A 14,925-nucleotide genomic window follows, 5' to 3' on the forward strand; every position below is an offset into this window, starting at 1 on the left:
TAGATACCGATGCGCGCAGGGGGGTATGATTTTTGCGCATGGGGTCATGAAATCTGAGCGCATCCGGTTATCTGCGAAGCGGAGTAAAGGGATGCGCCGGAGCGGGTCCGGTGTAGCAGGCGCTCGCCGGGCGGGCGTGTTTATGGAGTGGATACAAATGGGGCTAGCGGATCTTGTCGGCCTTGCAGGAGCGTTTTTTTATCTCTTCGCCTATGCCCTGTTGCAGCTACGACTTCTGACGATAGAAGACTGGCGCTACACTCTCTTAAACGTTCTGGGTGGCGTGTTTCTGATCTACTCGCTGATATGGAATTTCAACCTCGGCTCACTGATTTCACAGGTCGCCTGGCTGCTGTTCACCATCATCGGCTACGCGCGGTTCCTCCTGGACCGGCGCCGCAAAACACCTCCTGCGCAGGCATGACGGGTTTCAGCGCGCGGTTTTATGGTTGTCTGCAATCAGCCAATCGGAAACCTCGCGCACAATTTTACGCTGGTGGCGATCTGCCGGTCGCATCAGGTAAAATTTGCCTTCCGAGCGCATGGCATGGGAATGCACAGGAACGAGCGCTCCGCTATCCAGTTGGTCGCGGATGAGCCAGGTCCACCCAAGCGTTGCACCAAGCCCCTGCGATGCCGCCGCGACGCAGAGGCCATAGTCTCCGAGTTTCCACTGGATTGCATCCTGTGGCGGCAACAGGTGTGACGAGCGCCACCAGTCGCTCCAATCCTGCCATTCCCGCATCGAATCTTCGATGGAGATCAAAACCGGTGCCCTCTGCTCCATAAGATTGGTCATGCCGCGGGCAGAAACGGGGACGACCTCCTCCTGGCCGAGTTCCGATAGCCAGACGCCAATCGGTCTTTCCTTGCGATAGAAAATAGCCAGGTCGAATTCATCCAGACGCAGATGCGCCACATCGTCAGTTACCCGCACCCGCAATTCGATGCCGGGAATATCGCGTTTCAGTTTCTGCAGGCGAGGCATGAACCATTGATCCGCAATCCCGCGAGAGCAGGCGATGGTGATTTGGCTGGCGCCGGTCCACGAGCGGACGCCGTCCGTAACACTTGCGATATCGAGGATCAGCCGCGATATATCGATCGAGTAGTTTTCGCCGATGGTCGTCAGTCGCACGCCTGTCGGCACGCGCTCGAAAAGCTTGGAGCCAATGAACGCTTCCAGCTTGCCGATCTGCCGGCTGACGGCGCTCTGCGTCAGGCCCAGCTCGTTGCCCGCGCGGGAGAAGCTGCCCAAACGGGACGCTGCCTCAAAAACAACAAGCGCCTCCAGCGGCGGCAATCTAAAAGACGGTTGCATTCAGGTTCCCAAAAACAGAGTTTGCGATCCGATACACCGCCGCCGCAAACTCTTCAATTTTTTTTGGGATTCCATGCTGCGCTCAGGCTTTGCCACTAGCGCCTTTCTGTTACCCAAGACTAGGGCTGGCGGTCCGGCATTATCAGCCAGAACAATTGCACGAGGTCGCGCCAGGTTCGAGCCAGATCCTCGGCCGTCGATGTCAGCTCCCTGTAAATATAGATGCCCGCAAGCGTGAGAACGGCTGCAAGCGTTAGAACGGCCAACAGCACCCAAGGCCAGATGAGGCGTTTGCTCTTTGGCTTTGGTTCGGGCTTTGTGTCCAGATTGGGGTTCAATCACCGTCTCCTCATTCGCTTGAGGACTATGACGAAAACCGCGGGACTGCAACCGGAGGGGATACATCGCGCCCCTTCAAACCACTGGCACATAAAAGAATAACAGGTCTGCATTGACTGGGGCGGGGCAGTGAGCCGCGCCGCCTTGACGCCGCTTCACCCTTTCGCAGCGGTCGGAACGCGAAGCCGGCATCTGCCACAATTGTGGAGTTTTTGCCACGAAAACATCAAGATTCATTCAGCCACAGTTCACCGGCAAGGGCGCTAAATCCCTCCATCCCGGAAGGAGGGAGATGAAATGCGTAAGATGATTTTAAGCGCTGGAATAATTCTCGGTGCCCTGTTCGGCAGTGGCGCGAACGCGATGCCTGTCGGTCAACCGGCCGCACCCCTGGCATCCAACGTTCAAAGTGTGGACTATGCTTGCGGACGCGGCTTTCATCTATCGCCGCGCGGATATTGCCGGCCCAATGGACCGCCGAGATATGAGCGCGGCTGGGACAGACGTGATCGCTGGGAAGCCCGCAGGGAGTGGCGTGAACGTCAGGCCCGCAGAGAATGGCGCGAGCGCAGAGATTGGCGCGAACATCGCGAATGGCGAGACCGTCGCGACTATCGATGGTAATGAAAACAGGCCCTCTCCGAACCGGGAGGGCCTTTTCCATCTGGGTGCGTCTTGAGTTTTTAGCGACGATCTTCAACGCATAGATTGATCGGTTTGCGCCAATTGCCGTCATAAATCATTTGGGCCGAACTCTTCCCAAATGATCCAAGGTTTTGACGCGTTTACCGGGAGTGCCACAGAACTGATCGGTGGAAATTCGACCTTTACTATCTTCCGTCATAATGGGGGCAATGGACCAAGAAGGTGCGGTCATTCCATAGCCCGTTATTCTAGCTTCCCGGTGCTGCGGCTGATCCTGCAAGAATGCCGCCATCGATGTTCAGTTCGGCCCCAGTCATATAAGTTGCCTCGTCAGATGCGAGCAGGACTGCGAGTGCGGCTACCTCCTCGGCCCTGCCAAAGCGTTGCATGGGCGTTTCTTTGACCAGCGCGGCTTCACGATCTTTGCGATCTGGGCCATTTCCCAACATCGGCTCCCACATCGGTGTCATCACGGCTGCAGGGTGAATTGAGTTGCACCGGATGTTCAGGCCCTGACCGGCGCAGTATAGGGCCACGCTCTTGGTGTGGTTGCGGACGGCGGCCTTGGATGAGGCGTAGGCCGCTGCCATTGGAATTCCGACAAGCCCTGAGCGTGAGGAAATGTTGATAATCGACCCCGCACCATTTGCTCGCATGGCGCGGATGGCATAACGGCAGCCCAGAAAGGTGCCATCCAGGTTGACCGCATGAACCTTGTGCCAATCAGCAAGTTGGGCATTTTCTGGATCATGGGCTGGCGGGGCCCCTTCGAACGGTCCTTCAAAGCCTGTTATTCCCGCATTGTTGACGACGACGTCCATCTTGGGAAATTGACTGGCAATTTTCGCCCAGTCTGCCTCGCATGCGACGTCGAGACGGACAAACCTCCCGCCGATTGAGCCTGCGGTCAACAAGCCGCCATCCACGTCTATATCGGTAACGATGACCTGTGCGCCCTCGTCAGCAAACGCTTGGGCGATAGCCGCACCAATTCCGCGCGCCGCGCCGGTCACGAGTGCGGTCTTTCCAGAAAGTCTGGGCATGAATGTTCCTTTGATGCAAATGCTGAGCTAGCCAACGCGTCGTTTTAAAAAGACTGCGCTGTCATCGACGTAAGTCCGGATTATCGGCGATCTTTGTCCATGGTCATAAACTCCTCATCTGCATCCTTTATCTACCCACCACCGTCTTATCGGTCAAGAAATGCACCGTACTAGTCCGCCGATGGCTTCAATGGACGAACTCCACCGGCGCGCATAAGCCCGCCGGCATCTGTCATGCGCAGATACTCCAGTCACGTTTCGACAAACAGATTTTCGATCGCAAAATCGATGAAAGCGCGCAGCCGCGGCGCCATGAAGCGGGCTGATGGCCAGACAATTGAAAACTGGCCTGGTGCGGCGAGATGTTCGTTCAGGACCGTCTCGAGCAAGCCATCCCTGATGGCGTCCGTCGCCAGGAATTCAGGCATGTAAGCGAGCCCCATCCCGTCAATCGCCGCCGCCCTTATCGCCTCCATATTACCGCAGGTGAGGGCGATACGCATGCTCGACAGGGGGTTGTCGCCGTTTTCCAGCAGCCATTCCTGAAACCTGCCGGAGGTCGGAAAGCGGAAGCGCAATGCTTCATGCTCTGGCAATTGGCTGGGGTGCCGGGGCGTGCCCATTCGTTGAAAATAGTCCGGCGACGCGCATAAAATGAAGCGGAATGGACCAAGACGCCGCGCTATCAGGCTGGAATCATCAAGCTCGCCACTGCGGATTGCAGCATCAAAGCCGCCCTCGATCAGATCGACACGCCTGTCGTTAAAGTCGAGTTCCAGATCGATATCGGGATAACGCCGGCGAAATTCAGGCACGATCGGCAGCAGAAAGCGGTATCCGATTGTCGGAAGCGTCACGCGCAGACTGCCGCGGGGCAGGGCCAGATTGTCCGTTACTGCTTCATGTGCGTCGCGCAGATCGGTCAGGATGGACCGATACCGCTCAAACAGCATTGCCCCTTCATTGGTCAGAGAGACCTGCCGGGTGGTGCGATTGAACAGCCGTACGCCCAGAGATGCCTCCAGTCGGGCAACGCTCTTTCCGACAGCAGAAGGTGACAGCCCCAGGCTCTGCCCGGCCTTGGCAAAATTCAGCCTTTCGGCAACCCGGACGAAGGCATCGATCTCGCTCAACTTATCCATTGTCACTGATTAGAGAATTTTAATCCGCAATGAAAGGCCCGTGAGGCCGATTGTCGAATTCATGTCGTCTGATGAGGATGGATGCCGATACGCGACCTTGGTGTCGCGATGCCATTTCACGATTGGAGTTCGCATGAACGACGCCCCTCATAGAGCCTCAGCCAGCCGGAATTCGGTATTGGTGGCGGTGTGTCTTGCCGCCTTGACCCTTCCTTTGAACTTCTCCGCCGGTGCGGTTGCCACACCGGCGATCGGGCAGGACCTCGGGGGATCGCCTGCATCCCTCACCTGGATCACCAATGCCTTCATGCTGGCTTTCGGAAGTCTTCTGATGGCGGCAGGCGCGCTGGCAGATCGATATGGCAGAAGGCGGGTGTTCTTGATCGGCCTTGCGCTGTTTACCGGCTTCTCCTTTGCGCTTGGATTTGCGCCTTCGGTGTGGATCATCGATCTGCTACGTGCCGGTCAAGGCGTGGGCGCCGCCGCGGCCCTGGCCGGAGGTACGGCCGCACTTGCGCAGGAATTCGACGGCCACGCTAGGACGCGTGCCTTTGGGTTGCTTGGAACGACCTTCGGCGTCGGTCTTGCATCTGGTCCGCTGCTGACGGGATTGATGATTGAAACGGTCGGATGGCGGGCAATATTCCTTGCCGGCGGCCTGATCGGCCTCTTTGCCCTGATCCTCGGCCCGCCACGGATGCGTGAAACGAGGGATCCCAATGCGGCGGAACTCGACTGGCTGGGCGCTGCAAGCTTTACCCTCACACTCACCCTCTTCACCGTTGCGATGATCGAACTGCCTGTTCTCGGGTCTAACGGTATCATCGCTTTCAGCACAGGATTTGCGTTTTCGCTTGCAGCCTTCGTCTTGATCGAAATGCGGGCGGCGCGACCGATGCTGGACTTATCGCTGTTCCGTTATCCGCGGTTCGTGGGGGTGCAGCTATTGCCAATCGCCACCTGCGCCTGTTTCGTTGTTCTTCTTGTTATCATCCCGTTGCGCCTCATCGGTATCGAGCAACAAGGAGCAATCGGGGCGGGGTTCATCATGTTGGGACTGTCGGCTCCGATGCTGGTGGTGCCTATAGTCGCGACGATGTTGGCGCGTCATGTTTCGCCGGGCATGCTCTGCGGCATCGGCCTGCTGATCGCCGCCTCTGGCCTCGTCTGGCTTGCCGGCTTCACTGCAGAGGATGGAGCCATGATCGTTCTGCCCATGCTCGTCATCGGGGTGGGCGCAGGCCTGCCATGGGGCCTGATGGATGGCTTGTCCGTTGGCGTCGTGCCGGTGGAGCGTGCGGGAATGGCGACCGGCATATTCAGTACCGTGCGGGTTGCCGGTGAGGGCATCGCGCTTGCAGTCGTCAGCGCCGCCCTGTCGGCATTGACCTCAGCATCCCTCGGACGGCTGGCGCCTTTGTCTACGACCCTCTTGAATCAGTCAGGTCAGCGTCTGGCAGTGGGCGACCTGGCGGGTGCAGCGGCAATATCGTCCCACATCGGGGACGACCTGTTGCGGGATGCCTATCAGACTGCGTTTTCGACACTTTGCTGGTGGCTTGCCGCGGTGACGACGCTATGCGCCATCGCAGTCCTGTTCCTGCTGCCCAATAGTACTGCGGTCGCCGACAAGGTGACGGCTCCGTAGATTATCGGGAACGAACACGGTGTTCCCGGTTGGGCATGGAGGAGGAGAGTCCAGTGATGCGGCCGAAGAACATTTGCGGGCATATCCTTTGATATGCTCCGCCGGCCCGCCTTCCGGGCGATCTCCTACTCATGTGCCGTTGTTCAATGAACTAGACTACGGGAGCAGGCAAGATCGCCTCTTTCACAGCCAGTTCTGCCATAGCGAGGGCGGCATCACGGGTTTTGGCGGCGGCAATAAACCGGCCGTTGTGGCAGAAACTCGCGCCTTCAATGCCGCAAACGGCTTCCAGATCGCCATTTGTAAGGCCAGCCCATGCCGCAGGCAGGTCTGCCCGCAGTTCAAAGCCTTCATCTGCGCGACGGATACCGGTCAGACACCAGTCCTTGTCACGCGGGTGAACGACAAACAGCAGATTGTCGGCGCCTGCCTTCACAATGGCGGGCCGAAACGGCATCCCCATCGGCAATTCCAGAATATGACCTTCACCGGCATCGACGATAGCCTGCATTACAAGCGCCTCGGCGCGCAGTTTCGCAGCGCTTTTGGCTATTTTTGCCTCGACGAAGCTGCGGGCAATGACGAGCGCCGCGTGGAAACTGCGATCATCGGCTTCGGGGTCGGTCTCGTCAAAAACAGGTTTCAGAGTTTCCAGCAGGACAGGCAGCGTCAGCGCAACCAGTGGCCCGGCGACGGAGGGGCTGACCGCACCATTGTCGACCAGATCGACCGGCAGCACAAAGCTGCCATCGAAAGAGGTATGGACGGTTTGGACAAGTTCATCGGGGATGCCGAAGGCGGCAAGATAGTCCCGGCCGAAATGCTTCCAGATCAGTCCGAATGAACTATATGGCTGACCGTCATCCCTCAGCGGCGCGCCGCGCTGATGGTGATCGAATATCCTGCTTGTCGCGTCATAGGCGCCGCCGACATCGTAGATGATGCGGTCCACGCCGGGGGTGATCCATTCCGGCGCCCGGCTGCGGACGATGCGTGCCTGCGGGAAAAGTCGGGTCAGGATGACGCTGGACAGCAGTTCGTCGGCATGGAAGCCACCGGAATGGGTGACGAGAAAATCCGGGATCATGTCAGGATAAGCCTTGTTGCTTGCGGGAGGTCCGCCTGGAATTGAGGCACCTGATACCCTTTGCCCGACGCCATCTCAACCCGTCATTCGCCGCTTCTGTATCATATTGCCGGTTCGGGACTGGCTCCACTCGTAGTGGAAGGTAACGCCGCTCCCCTTATCGCCTTCCTGCACTACGTTGATTTCCGTGTTTCGTATGTACTGGAAAACCCATAGGTATTGCAGTCGGGGAGGAGCGGCATTTGCCTCTTCGTCAGGCGGCATCCAGAGAGAGGGTCAGGTCGGCGACCAGATCGTCGGGATGTTCGATGCCGATTGACAGCCGGATCGTGGAATCAAGCACACCAATGCGCTGGCGGACGTCGGCCGGAACACCCGAATGCGTCATCGTTGCAGGATGGGAGGCGAGAGATTCCGTACCGCCAAGGCTGACCGCGAGTTTGAATATCGTGAGAGCGTTGAGGAATTTGAAAGACGCTGCCTGCCCGCCCGCAATGTCAAACGAGAAGGTCGATCCCGCACCGGTGCATTGATCTGCAAACACCTTGCCAACCGGGGACGCCGGATCGTGAAACGGCAGATAATGGATTTTCTCGACCTTGGGATGCGCCTTCAGGAATTCGGCCACCACCTCGGCATTGCTATTTGCCCGCTCCATGCGGATTTGTAGCGTCTCAAGCGAGCGCCCGAGCATCCAGCACGAATGCGGGTCGAGCTGCGTGCCTATCGCTCCGCGTAATGCCTTCACCTGCTTCATGACATCCTTGCGACCGAGCGCTGCTCCGGCAATGAGGTCGGAGTGCCCGCCAACGTATTTTGTCAGTGAATAGAGCGAGATATCGGCACCGTGCTCGATAGGCCGCTGGAACACCGGACCGAGGAGTGTGTTGTCGCACGCGATGATTGGCCTGTGCCCCTGCTTCTGGCCGATCACGTCGGCAACGCGGCTGATCATAGCGATATCGACAATACTGTTTGTCGGGTTGGCGGGGGTCTCGATGAGGATGACGGATACCCTGCCTTTCGCCATCGCAGCCTCTGCGGCGGATATCACCGAGGCCTCGCTGACACCATCGGCGAAACCTACCGCCGAAACGCCGAAATTGTGGAAGGTCTTGGCCAGCAGCGTCTCAGTGCCGCCGTACAAAGGCTGGGAATGGAGTACGGTGTCGCCGGGCCGGACGAAAGCGAAAAGCGTCGTCGAAATGGCGGACATGCCGGACGAGAAGAGCGCACAACTCTCGGTGCGTTCGTAAACGGCAAGGCGGTCCTCGACGATCTCGCTATTGGGATGGTTGAAACGCGAATAGACGAGGCCTGCACCTCTGCCTGCTGGCGGCTCCTTGCGGCCGGAGACATAGTCGAAGAAGTCGCGACCGTCCTCCGCCGACTTGAAGACGAAGGTCGAGGTCAGAAACACAGGCGGCTTCACCGCTCCTTCCGACAATTCCGGATCGTAGCCGTAATTGAGCATCTGGGTTTCAGGATGGAGAGCGTGGTTGCCGATATGGGTTTTAGACGGATGCGGTGCAGTCATTTGCGGAAGGTCCTCCTCAACAGACGTTGAACTGTCCGCAGCTTACATCCAATCAAGCCAAAATACCTTGCATTCTGAAGCGTGGATATGTCTGATGAAGCAATATATTGCGGAGAATTGTGCTTTATGTCGCAAAAAATTGCAGATCCGATCGACCGGCGGATAGTCAAGGAGCTGTCTGCCGACGCAAGGATCACCAACAACGAACTTGCCGAGCGAGTCGGCTTGTCGGCATCTGCATGTCTGCGGAGGCTGCGACGGCTGGAAGAGACGGGGGTGATTAAAGGTTATTCCGCGATCGTCGATCCGGCAATCGAGGGATGGACGATGACCGCGCTTGCATCCATCCGCCTCAGTCGCCAGCACGATGACGAAATCCAGATGTTCGAGGCGGCCGTTCTGGACTGGGACGAGGTTCTGGAATGTCACCTCGTCACGGGTTCGAGGGACTACATGCTCAAGGTCATGTGCGGTGGGCTCGAGGACTACGAGCGCTTCATCAAGGAGAAGATCGCGAAGCTGAAATGCGTCGACACCATCGAGACCAGCTTTGTCATGAACACGATCAAGGCGCGGCGCATCTGAGCTTTGCTAGAAGCTCCGCGCCCGGTGTGTTCAAGCTCCGAGAACCGGAGCTTGAACCGTTTGGGGGTGCGATCGGACGACTTACTCGGCCGTCGCCTGGATATCGACCTTGTCGAGAAGAAGCATCGGGTTTTCAGACGCTGCAACCAGATCAAAAAGACCAAGACCGTTTGGTCCAGTGGAGCGGGCGGTAACCGTAAGAGTACCTGGGTTGTTGATGAAGCGAAGCAACGCGTCCACCGCATTCTTGAGTTTGGGCTGTTCAGCTGCGATCTGCTGCAACCCCGCGCTTGCCACGAGTGTCAGAACACCGCGCACTTGATCCTCGGTCATGTCGTTTTGCAGAGCATACAGCTTGATAGCCTTGGCCATCATGCCTTCGTCCTTGATCGTCAGCTTTACCTCGCGACCCGCGAGCCCCAGGAGGGCGGCCTGGGTACGATTGGTGTCGAAGGAGAAGAACTCCTCCGTGAACCCGCTCGCCAGACCGGAAAAATTGACGCTGCCAATATCCTTGCCGCGCATGGAGATTTCCCGGATCACCAGGTTCTTGTTCGGTTCATCCCAGCCGGCGGCAAGGGCATAAGACAGGGCGAGTGCCTCGAAACCCAGTTTGCGGGCTTCGACAAAAACTTCCTCGGTCGAATCTTCCGGGATCGGAAGAGAAAGGTCATCCTGCCTGATCACGATATCTGTGGGTATGCCGTTAAAGGGCTTTGTCAGACCCATCTCGAAATTCCTGAGCGTGAACTTGATGCGCTCAGGCACGCCCTCCGTCTTTTCACCAGTCTCGTCGTCTGTCTGTTCCGGGGCGGCGACATCAACATTGATGCCTCCGACGCGGACGGTGCCCAGTTCCGGTATCAGGTGATTAAACGGGAAAGTCTCGATCTGCTTGTCGTCAAGCCCGACGATTTTGGAGAGACTCTCGATTGTGGAACTCCAGTCAAAGCCCTTGAGGCTTGCCTCGGCGACTTCGATCGTGTCGACGCCATTTCCGATCGACATGCCATTCAAGCCGAAGTCGAGCTTACGGCTGTCCATCTGCATATCGATACGATCAATGCCGACCTTGACCCTTTTGCCGGCAGCCCCTTCGCTTTCATCAGGTGCGTCGGCCTTGAACCCGAGCAACTGCATGTTGCTCTTGCCAATCATATCGAGAATGGACAAGGCCTTGGCGAAAATTGCCTGGCGTTCCTGAGGTGAAAGCTCGTCGGTATTTTTGGTCGCCGAAAGCGCGTTCATCGTTTCCAGAAGCGGCTCGGCCGGCATGCGGGCGCTGAAGCCGTCGCTGCGTATTTCATCGTAAGTGAAATGACCGTCTCCGTCTGAGAACGAGATTTTGCTGACGGAGAGCGGGCCATAGAGAAGCTTTGCGTCCTTATCTTCGGGACCCGCTTTTTCCGTATAGAGCCTTGCGAGGTAAGCGGCATCGAAGTCCTGCCCGGCTATGGCGCCGGTCGATACGACCAAGTGCTTCTTCTTCATCGCGCCAGTGCTGTCCGGTAGATCCATCTGGATGTCGTAGCTGGCATTGTCGATGGAATATCGGGCGACCCGGCCTTTGGCGATGTCCGAGAAGGCTACGTTCTTATAAACAGTCTTCTGCTCGGTGGTGGCGATGGACTGCGTGAATGTCATCTCAGGCGTGGAAATACGCTCTGCTGCAAAGCGCTCTATGCGCTTAGGCAGAGAGTTGGCATTTCCGTCTCCGGATACTTCAGCCGCATCCGGTTTTGTGAACGCGGCATTCTCGACACGCGCATGCGCCATCGAGATCTTGCCGGTTGGCACATCAACATTGATGTCGTTCAGCTCCAGTGCGCCATCCAGGAAAGGAAATTTTGGACGTCCATCGATAGCGGCAATCCGGATGTTCTTGCCATCGGCAAGCGGCAAGGCCAGTTCGCGAATATGAATCTGCCCGAGGAAATCAACCTCAACGGAACGGGCAGTTGCGCCAGTGCGAGCAACGAGTTCGCTGACCTTTGCTTCGTAGAAGGCCTTACCCCCGATGACGCCTGCAGCAGCAACAGCAATAATCGCAACCGCTGCCCATAAAGCTTTGGTCCGGCCCTTACCGGTTTGGGTATTTACCTGTTCCACGAAATTGGTCCTCTCCGACGCGATTTGAAACTGCACGCCTTTTAAGCACGCGAAAGTTGCTCCGCAAGTGGGCGCTAGCGGGACAGTTGGAGAACTTGTCCCAAAACGCAAAACGCCGGGTCCGCTCCTGACCAAACATCAAACGGGACCGCCTGGCATTTTGCAGATCATAAAGGTCAAGAATGCTGGGCAGCGCCAACGCGGTGCCGGTTCGAGCGTCTCAGCTGCCGCCCCTCACTGGACAATATAGTAGACATAGTCCACCATATTGTTTCCGACGTATGAAGCGTCGGCCAAAGCGAACAAAGTTACAAAAAAACAAGGGGAACTTATGTCGCATCCAACCACGTCAGCCGACGTGGTGCTGTCCGTTCGCAATCTCACGGTGGATCTTCCGCCGGGAATGGAGCGCACCCACGCGGTCAAGAATATCTCTTTCGACCTCCACGCAGGTGAAATCCTGTGCATTATCGGTGAATCCGGGTCCGGCAAATCCGTCACTGCCAGCACGATCATGGGGCTCTTGTCGCCCGTGATAAAAGTCAGCTCCGGCGAAATCCATTTCAAGGGAATGGACATACTTGCGGCCAGGGAAGATAAAATCCGGCCGCTGCGTGGTCAGGCGGTCTCAATCATTTTCCAGGATCCGCTCTCCGCGCTCAATCCGCTGATGACAATCGGGGATCAGATCGCCGAAGTGCTTGAAGCGCATGGCTATGGAACGCCTGAAACCCGCAAGACCAAGGTTCTGGATCTACTTGAAGAAGTCGGTCTTCCCGACCCGCCTCTGATGCGGCTGCAATATCCATTCCGTCTGTCTGGCGGACAACGCCAGCGGGTCATGATCGCCATGGCTCTGGCACTCGATCCAGATGTCCTGATTGCCGATGAGCCAACAACCGCTCTCGACGTTACCACCCAGGCGCAGATCCTTGAGCTCATCCGCAAGATACAGAAGCGCAAGAACATGAGCGTCATGTTCATCACCCACGATTTCGGCGTCGTTGCCGAAATTGCCGATCGCGTCGTGGTGATGGAGAAGGGATATCTTGTGGAGCAGGGAAGGGCCGACCAGGTTCTGGTCAATCCCGTCCACCCCTATACCCAGCGACTTGTCGCTGCGGTTCCGCGGATGCGGAGCACTGAGCGTTCAGTCAGCGAAGAAGCTCCCGTCGTTCTCAAGGTCGAAAATCTTGAGAAGGAATATCGCAGCTCCGGCTCGTTTTTCCGAAAGGCCCGTATCGTCAAGGCAGTCAATGGTGTCAGCTTCAAGCTTCACAAGGGCCAGACCCTTGGTATCGTTGGCGAAAGCGGGTCGGGCAAGTCCTCGCTCGGGCGTGTCCTGCTGAAATTGCTGGAGGCGGATGGCGGTTCAATATGCTTCGATGGCCGTGACATAGCAGCGATGGACGAAACGACGTTTCGATCGTTGCGACCCTATATCCAGATGATTTTTCAGGATCCTTTCGCGTCGCTTAATCCCCGCCATACGATCGGCAGGATCTTGACGGTCGGCCCCGTTGCCCACGGAATGGCTGTGCATGAGGCGAGAATAAAGGCTTTGGGAATTCTGAAGCTCGTGGGGCTGGATGAACAGGCCTATGACCGTTACCCGCACGAATTCTCCGGCGGCCAACGCCAGCGCATCGGCATTGCCCGTGCACTGATGTTTGATCCGGTCGTCCTTGTGGCCGACGAAGCCGTGTCTGCTCTCGACGTTTCCATACAGGCGCAGGTTCTGGAGCTTCTGGCGCGGGTGCAGGCTGAAATGAAGGTGGCGATGATCTTCATCACCCATGACTTGAGAGTCGCAAGCCAGATTTGCGACGATGTGCTTGTCATGCACAAGGGAACGGTTGTCGAACAGGGGCCGCCGACAAAAATCTTCCGGTCGCCGGCCCATCCCTATACCCGCAAACTCGTTGCTGCGATCCCCGGTGCGGACTGGGAACCTGCGGCAACTGCCGTCGGCACATAACATCGAAGTCTGACGAGCCGGACACCTCGTCAGACTTTGCATCGCGCGACATCAAAGACCGATTGCACCGCCGGATTATCGTGGATCCGGCGGCGCGAGAGGTTTTCCTTTTAAAGGTCTGATTTAAATAATAAAAATATGATTTCAGGAATAAAAAGTAGTTGCGTTTGTCTACTAATTATCCTTTCATTCAGTCACGAAACTGACATACGACATGGCCGAAAACCTGCACTGCGGCACGCCGGGAAAGCGTGTGCGCCAATGTCGATCTTTGACCATTCGAACGGAAACTCCATGTCCAAACCAACTGAAAACCCGCCGACATCGCCAACTGATATCAATCTCGACGTGCTTGAAGACACGCTGAGCTTTTACATCCGCACGATCAACCTTGCCGTATCGCGCGATCTCGATGCCCGGCTGGACGGGCTGGATGTGGCGAAGGGAACTGGAAAGATCACGACCCTGCTGCTCGTCGATGACTACCCGGGTATCCGTCCTTCAGTGATAGCTCATCTGACGATGCGGGACCGGTCTGCGATGGGCAGGATCATCGACCAGATGGTGTCGCACGATCTGATACGCCGGGAAGTGTCGCAGGAGGACAGCCGCGCCCAGGAGCTTTACATCACCGAAGCCGGAGCGGCACTTGCAACGAAAATCCGGGAGATCGTTCCGCAGCAATCGCGCGATTTCTTCAGCTTCATCCCGGAAGACGAGCAGAAGCAGGTTATCGACATTTTGCGTCGCGCCTACCGCCATATTGTGGGGCTAGCATGATGGAACGAACGACAAAACGCGTTGCTCTCATATCCGGTGCAAGCCGGGGTATAGGCGACCATATCGCTGCTACTCTTCTTGGCGAAGGCTGGTCGGTATCGCTTGGTATGCGCAGCCCGTCGCTGCCGCAATGGGCTGTGGGTCACGAGGGACAGGTCCATCTTGCCCATTATGACGCAAATGATGCGAGTGCGGAGAAGCGCTGGGCCGATGAAGCGTATCAGCATTTCGGTCGTATCGATGCTGTCGTGGCCAATGCCGGCATCATGATACCGAAGACAGTGATCGAAGCAGACGACGAAGACATCGACGCCATGCTTGCGGTCAACGTCAAGGCACCGAGAAGGCTGGTTAAGGCCGCCTGGGAGGCGTTGAGCGAGAGCGGTCGTGGCCGGGTCATCATCCTCGCTTCCCTCTCCGGCAAGCGGGTGAAGTCCGCATCTGCCGGTAGCTATTCTCTCTCCAAATTCGCGGCGGTCGCGCTTGCGCATGCCATCCGACAGGCGGGCTTCGAAAGCGGCGTGCGCGCGACAGCCGTATGCCCCGGTTTCGTTGCGACCGATATGGCGACCGCCTTATCCGCACGGCCGGCGGATCAAATGACCCAGCCCGCCGATCTTGCCCGCATCATTGCCATGCTGCTGTCCTTACCGAATGAGGCTTCCGTCGCCGAATTCGCCATCAATTGCCAGCTTGAGGAGTTTTTCTGAC

The 14,925-nt window shown here is 57.4% G+C and carries 14 protein-coding genes; 7 read left to right on the plus strand and 7 right to left on the minus strand.

Going from position 1 to position 14,925, the window contains the following annotated elements:
• Positions 1-157: 157 nt before the first annotated feature.
• Positions 158-424: a CBU_0592 family membrane protein gene (locus T18_RS18400; protein ID WP_003517727.1), complete on the plus strand. Its 267-nt coding sequence runs from the start codon at positions 158-160 to the stop codon at positions 422-424.
• 6 nt (positions 425-430) lie between these two features.
• Here T18_RS18400 and T18_RS18405 read toward each other — a convergent pair whose 3' ends face one another.
• Positions 431-1,321: a LysR substrate-binding domain-containing protein gene (locus T18_RS18405; protein ID WP_013761341.1), complete on the minus strand. Its 891-nt coding sequence runs from the start codon at positions 1,319-1,321 to the stop codon at positions 431-433.
• 119 nt (positions 1,322-1,440) lie between these two features.
• Positions 1,441-1,659, minus strand: a complete 219-nt coding sequence (locus T18_RS18410; protein ID WP_003517716.1) for a hypothetical protein — start codon at positions 1,657-1,659, stop codon at positions 1,441-1,443.
• Positions 1,660-1,957: 298 nt separating this feature from the next.
• On the opposite strand from T18_RS18410, the gene T18_RS28235 reads away from it, so the two are divergent.
• Positions 1,958-2,284 carry a GCG_CRPN prefix-to-repeats domain-containing protein gene (locus T18_RS28235; RefSeq protein ID WP_013761339.1) on the plus strand — a complete coding sequence of 109 codons (327 nt, stop codon included), beginning with the start codon at positions 1,958-1,960 and terminating at the stop codon, positions 2,282-2,284.
• 269 nt (positions 2,285-2,553) lie between these two features.
• Here T18_RS28235 and T18_RS18420 read toward each other — a convergent pair whose 3' ends face one another.
• Together T18_RS18420 and T18_RS18425 are read right to left on the minus strand one after the other, a co-directional pair.
• Positions 2,554-3,348 carry an SDR family oxidoreductase gene (locus T18_RS18420; protein ID WP_038493680.1) on the minus strand — a complete coding sequence of 265 codons (795 nt, stop codon included), beginning with the start codon at positions 3,346-3,348 and terminating at the stop codon, positions 2,554-2,556.
• Between the two features lie 251 nt (positions 3,349-3,599).
• Positions 3,600-4,490: a LysR family transcriptional regulator gene (locus T18_RS18425; protein WP_038493677.1), complete on the minus strand. Its 891-nt coding sequence runs from the start codon at positions 4,488-4,490 to the stop codon at positions 3,600-3,602.
• A 133-nt stretch (positions 4,491-4,623) separates the two neighbouring features.
• On the opposite strand from T18_RS18425, the gene T18_RS18430 reads away from it, so the two are divergent.
• Positions 4,624-6,138: an MFS transporter gene (locus T18_RS18430; protein ID WP_233284959.1), complete on the plus strand. Its 1,515-nt coding sequence runs from the start codon at positions 4,624-4,626 to the stop codon at positions 6,136-6,138.
• Between the two features lie 151 nt (positions 6,139-6,289).
• On the opposite strand, the gene T18_RS18435 is transcribed toward T18_RS18430, so the two are convergent.
• Together T18_RS18435 and T18_RS18445 are read right to left on the minus strand one after the other, a co-directional pair.
• The gene (locus T18_RS18435) at positions 6,290-7,225 is read right to left on the minus strand and encodes an MYG1 family protein (protein ID WP_038493671.1); all 936 of its coding nucleotides are present in this window, start codon (positions 7,223-7,225) and stop codon (positions 6,290-6,292) included.
• A gap of 253 nt (positions 7,226-7,478) precedes the next feature.
• A complete protein-coding gene (locus tag T18_RS18445; RefSeq protein ID WP_038493665.1) occupies positions 7,479-8,762 on the minus strand; it encodes a cystathionine gamma-synthase family protein in 1,284 nt (427 codons plus the stop codon).
• 126 nt (positions 8,763-8,888) lie between these two features.
• Between T18_RS18445 and T18_RS18450 the strand changes: the two genes are divergently transcribed.
• Positions 8,889-9,347, plus strand: coding sequence for an Lrp/AsnC family transcriptional regulator (locus tag T18_RS18450; protein ID WP_013761333.1), 459 nt, complete (start codon positions 8,889-8,891; stop codon positions 9,345-9,347).
• A gap of 81 nt (positions 9,348-9,428) precedes the next feature.
• Here the strand turns inward: T18_RS18450 and T18_RS18455 are convergent, their stop codons facing one another.
• Complete coding sequence (locus tag T18_RS18455) at positions 9,429-11,456, minus strand: hypothetical protein (protein ID WP_035252595.1); 2,028 nt, start codon at positions 11,454-11,456, stop codon at positions 9,429-9,431.
• A gap of 331 nt (positions 11,457-11,787) precedes the next feature.
• On the opposite strand from T18_RS18455, the gene T18_RS18460 reads away from it, so the two are divergent.
• The 3 genes from T18_RS18460 to T18_RS18470 all read left to right on the plus strand — a co-directional run bounded on the left by T18_RS18460 (position 11,788) and on the right by T18_RS18470 (position 14,924).
• Positions 11,788-13,434, plus strand: coding sequence for an ABC transporter ATP-binding protein (locus tag T18_RS18460; RefSeq protein ID WP_038493662.1), 1,647 nt, complete (start codon positions 11,788-11,790; stop codon positions 13,432-13,434).
• 294 nt (positions 13,435-13,728) lie between these two features.
• Positions 13,729-14,214 carry a MarR family winged helix-turn-helix transcriptional regulator gene (locus T18_RS18465; protein ID WP_026330963.1) on the plus strand — a complete coding sequence of 162 codons (486 nt, stop codon included), beginning with the start codon at positions 13,729-13,731 and terminating at the stop codon, positions 14,212-14,214.
• Entirely contained in the window at positions 14,214-14,924 is a 711-nt protein-coding gene (locus T18_RS18470) for an SDR family NAD(P)-dependent oxidoreductase (protein ID WP_038493659.1), read from the plus strand. Before T18_RS18465 ends, T18_RS18470 begins: the two co-directional genes overlap by 1 nt.
• Position 14,925 lies beyond the last annotated feature (1 nt).

Source organism: Rhizobium sp. TBD182 (assembly GCF_001950375.1).
Classification (GTDB): domain Bacteria; phylum Pseudomonadota; class Alphaproteobacteria; order Rhizobiales; family Rhizobiaceae; genus Agrobacterium; species Agrobacterium tumefaciens.

What these genes read in the sequence shown, in the direction of transcription:
- T18_RS18420 (WP_038493680.1), bottom strand. Translation starts at nt 3,348, where the DNA reads ATGCCCAGACTTTCTGGAAAGACCGCACTCGTGACCGGCGCGGCGCGC.
- T18_RS18445 (WP_038493665.1), bottom strand. Translation starts at nt 8,762, where the DNA reads ATGACTGCACCGCATCCGTCTAAAACCCATATCGGCAACCACGCTCTC.
- T18_RS18435 (WP_038493671.1), bottom strand. Translation starts at nt 7,225, where the DNA reads ATGATCCCGGATTTTCTCGTCACCCATTCCGGTGGCTTCCATGCCGAC.
- T18_RS18460 (WP_038493662.1), top strand. Translation starts at nt 11,788, where the DNA reads ATGTCGCATCCAACCACGTCAGCCGACGTGGTGCTGTCCGTTCGCAAT.
- T18_RS28235 (WP_013761339.1), top strand. Translation starts at nt 1,958, where the DNA reads ATGCGTAAGATGATTTTAAGCGCTGGAATAATTCTCGGTGCCCTGTTC.
- T18_RS18425 (WP_038493677.1), bottom strand. Translation starts at nt 4,490, where the DNA reads ATGGATAAGTTGAGCGAGATCGATGCCTTCGTCCGGGTTGCCGAAAGG.
- T18_RS18405 (WP_013761341.1), bottom strand. Translation starts at nt 1,321, where the DNA reads ATGCAACCGTCTTTTAGATTGCCGCCGCTGGAGGCGCTTGTTGTTTTT.
- T18_RS18465 (WP_026330963.1), top strand. Translation starts at nt 13,729, where the DNA reads ATGTCCAAACCAACTGAAAACCCGCCGACATCGCCAACTGATATCAAT.
- T18_RS18430 (WP_233284959.1), top strand. Translation starts at nt 4,624, where the DNA reads ATGAACGACGCCCCTCATAGAGCCTCAGCCAGCCGGAATTCGGTATTG.
- T18_RS18450 (WP_013761333.1), top strand. Translation starts at nt 8,889, where the DNA reads ATGTCGCAAAAAATTGCAGATCCGATCGACCGGCGGATAGTCAAGGAG.
- T18_RS18470 (WP_038493659.1), top strand. Translation starts at nt 14,214, where the DNA reads ATGGAACGAACGACAAAACGCGTTGCTCTCATATCCGGTGCAAGCCGG.
- T18_RS18400 (WP_003517727.1), top strand. Translation starts at nt 158, where the DNA reads ATGGGGCTAGCGGATCTTGTCGGCCTTGCAGGAGCGTTTTTTTATCTC.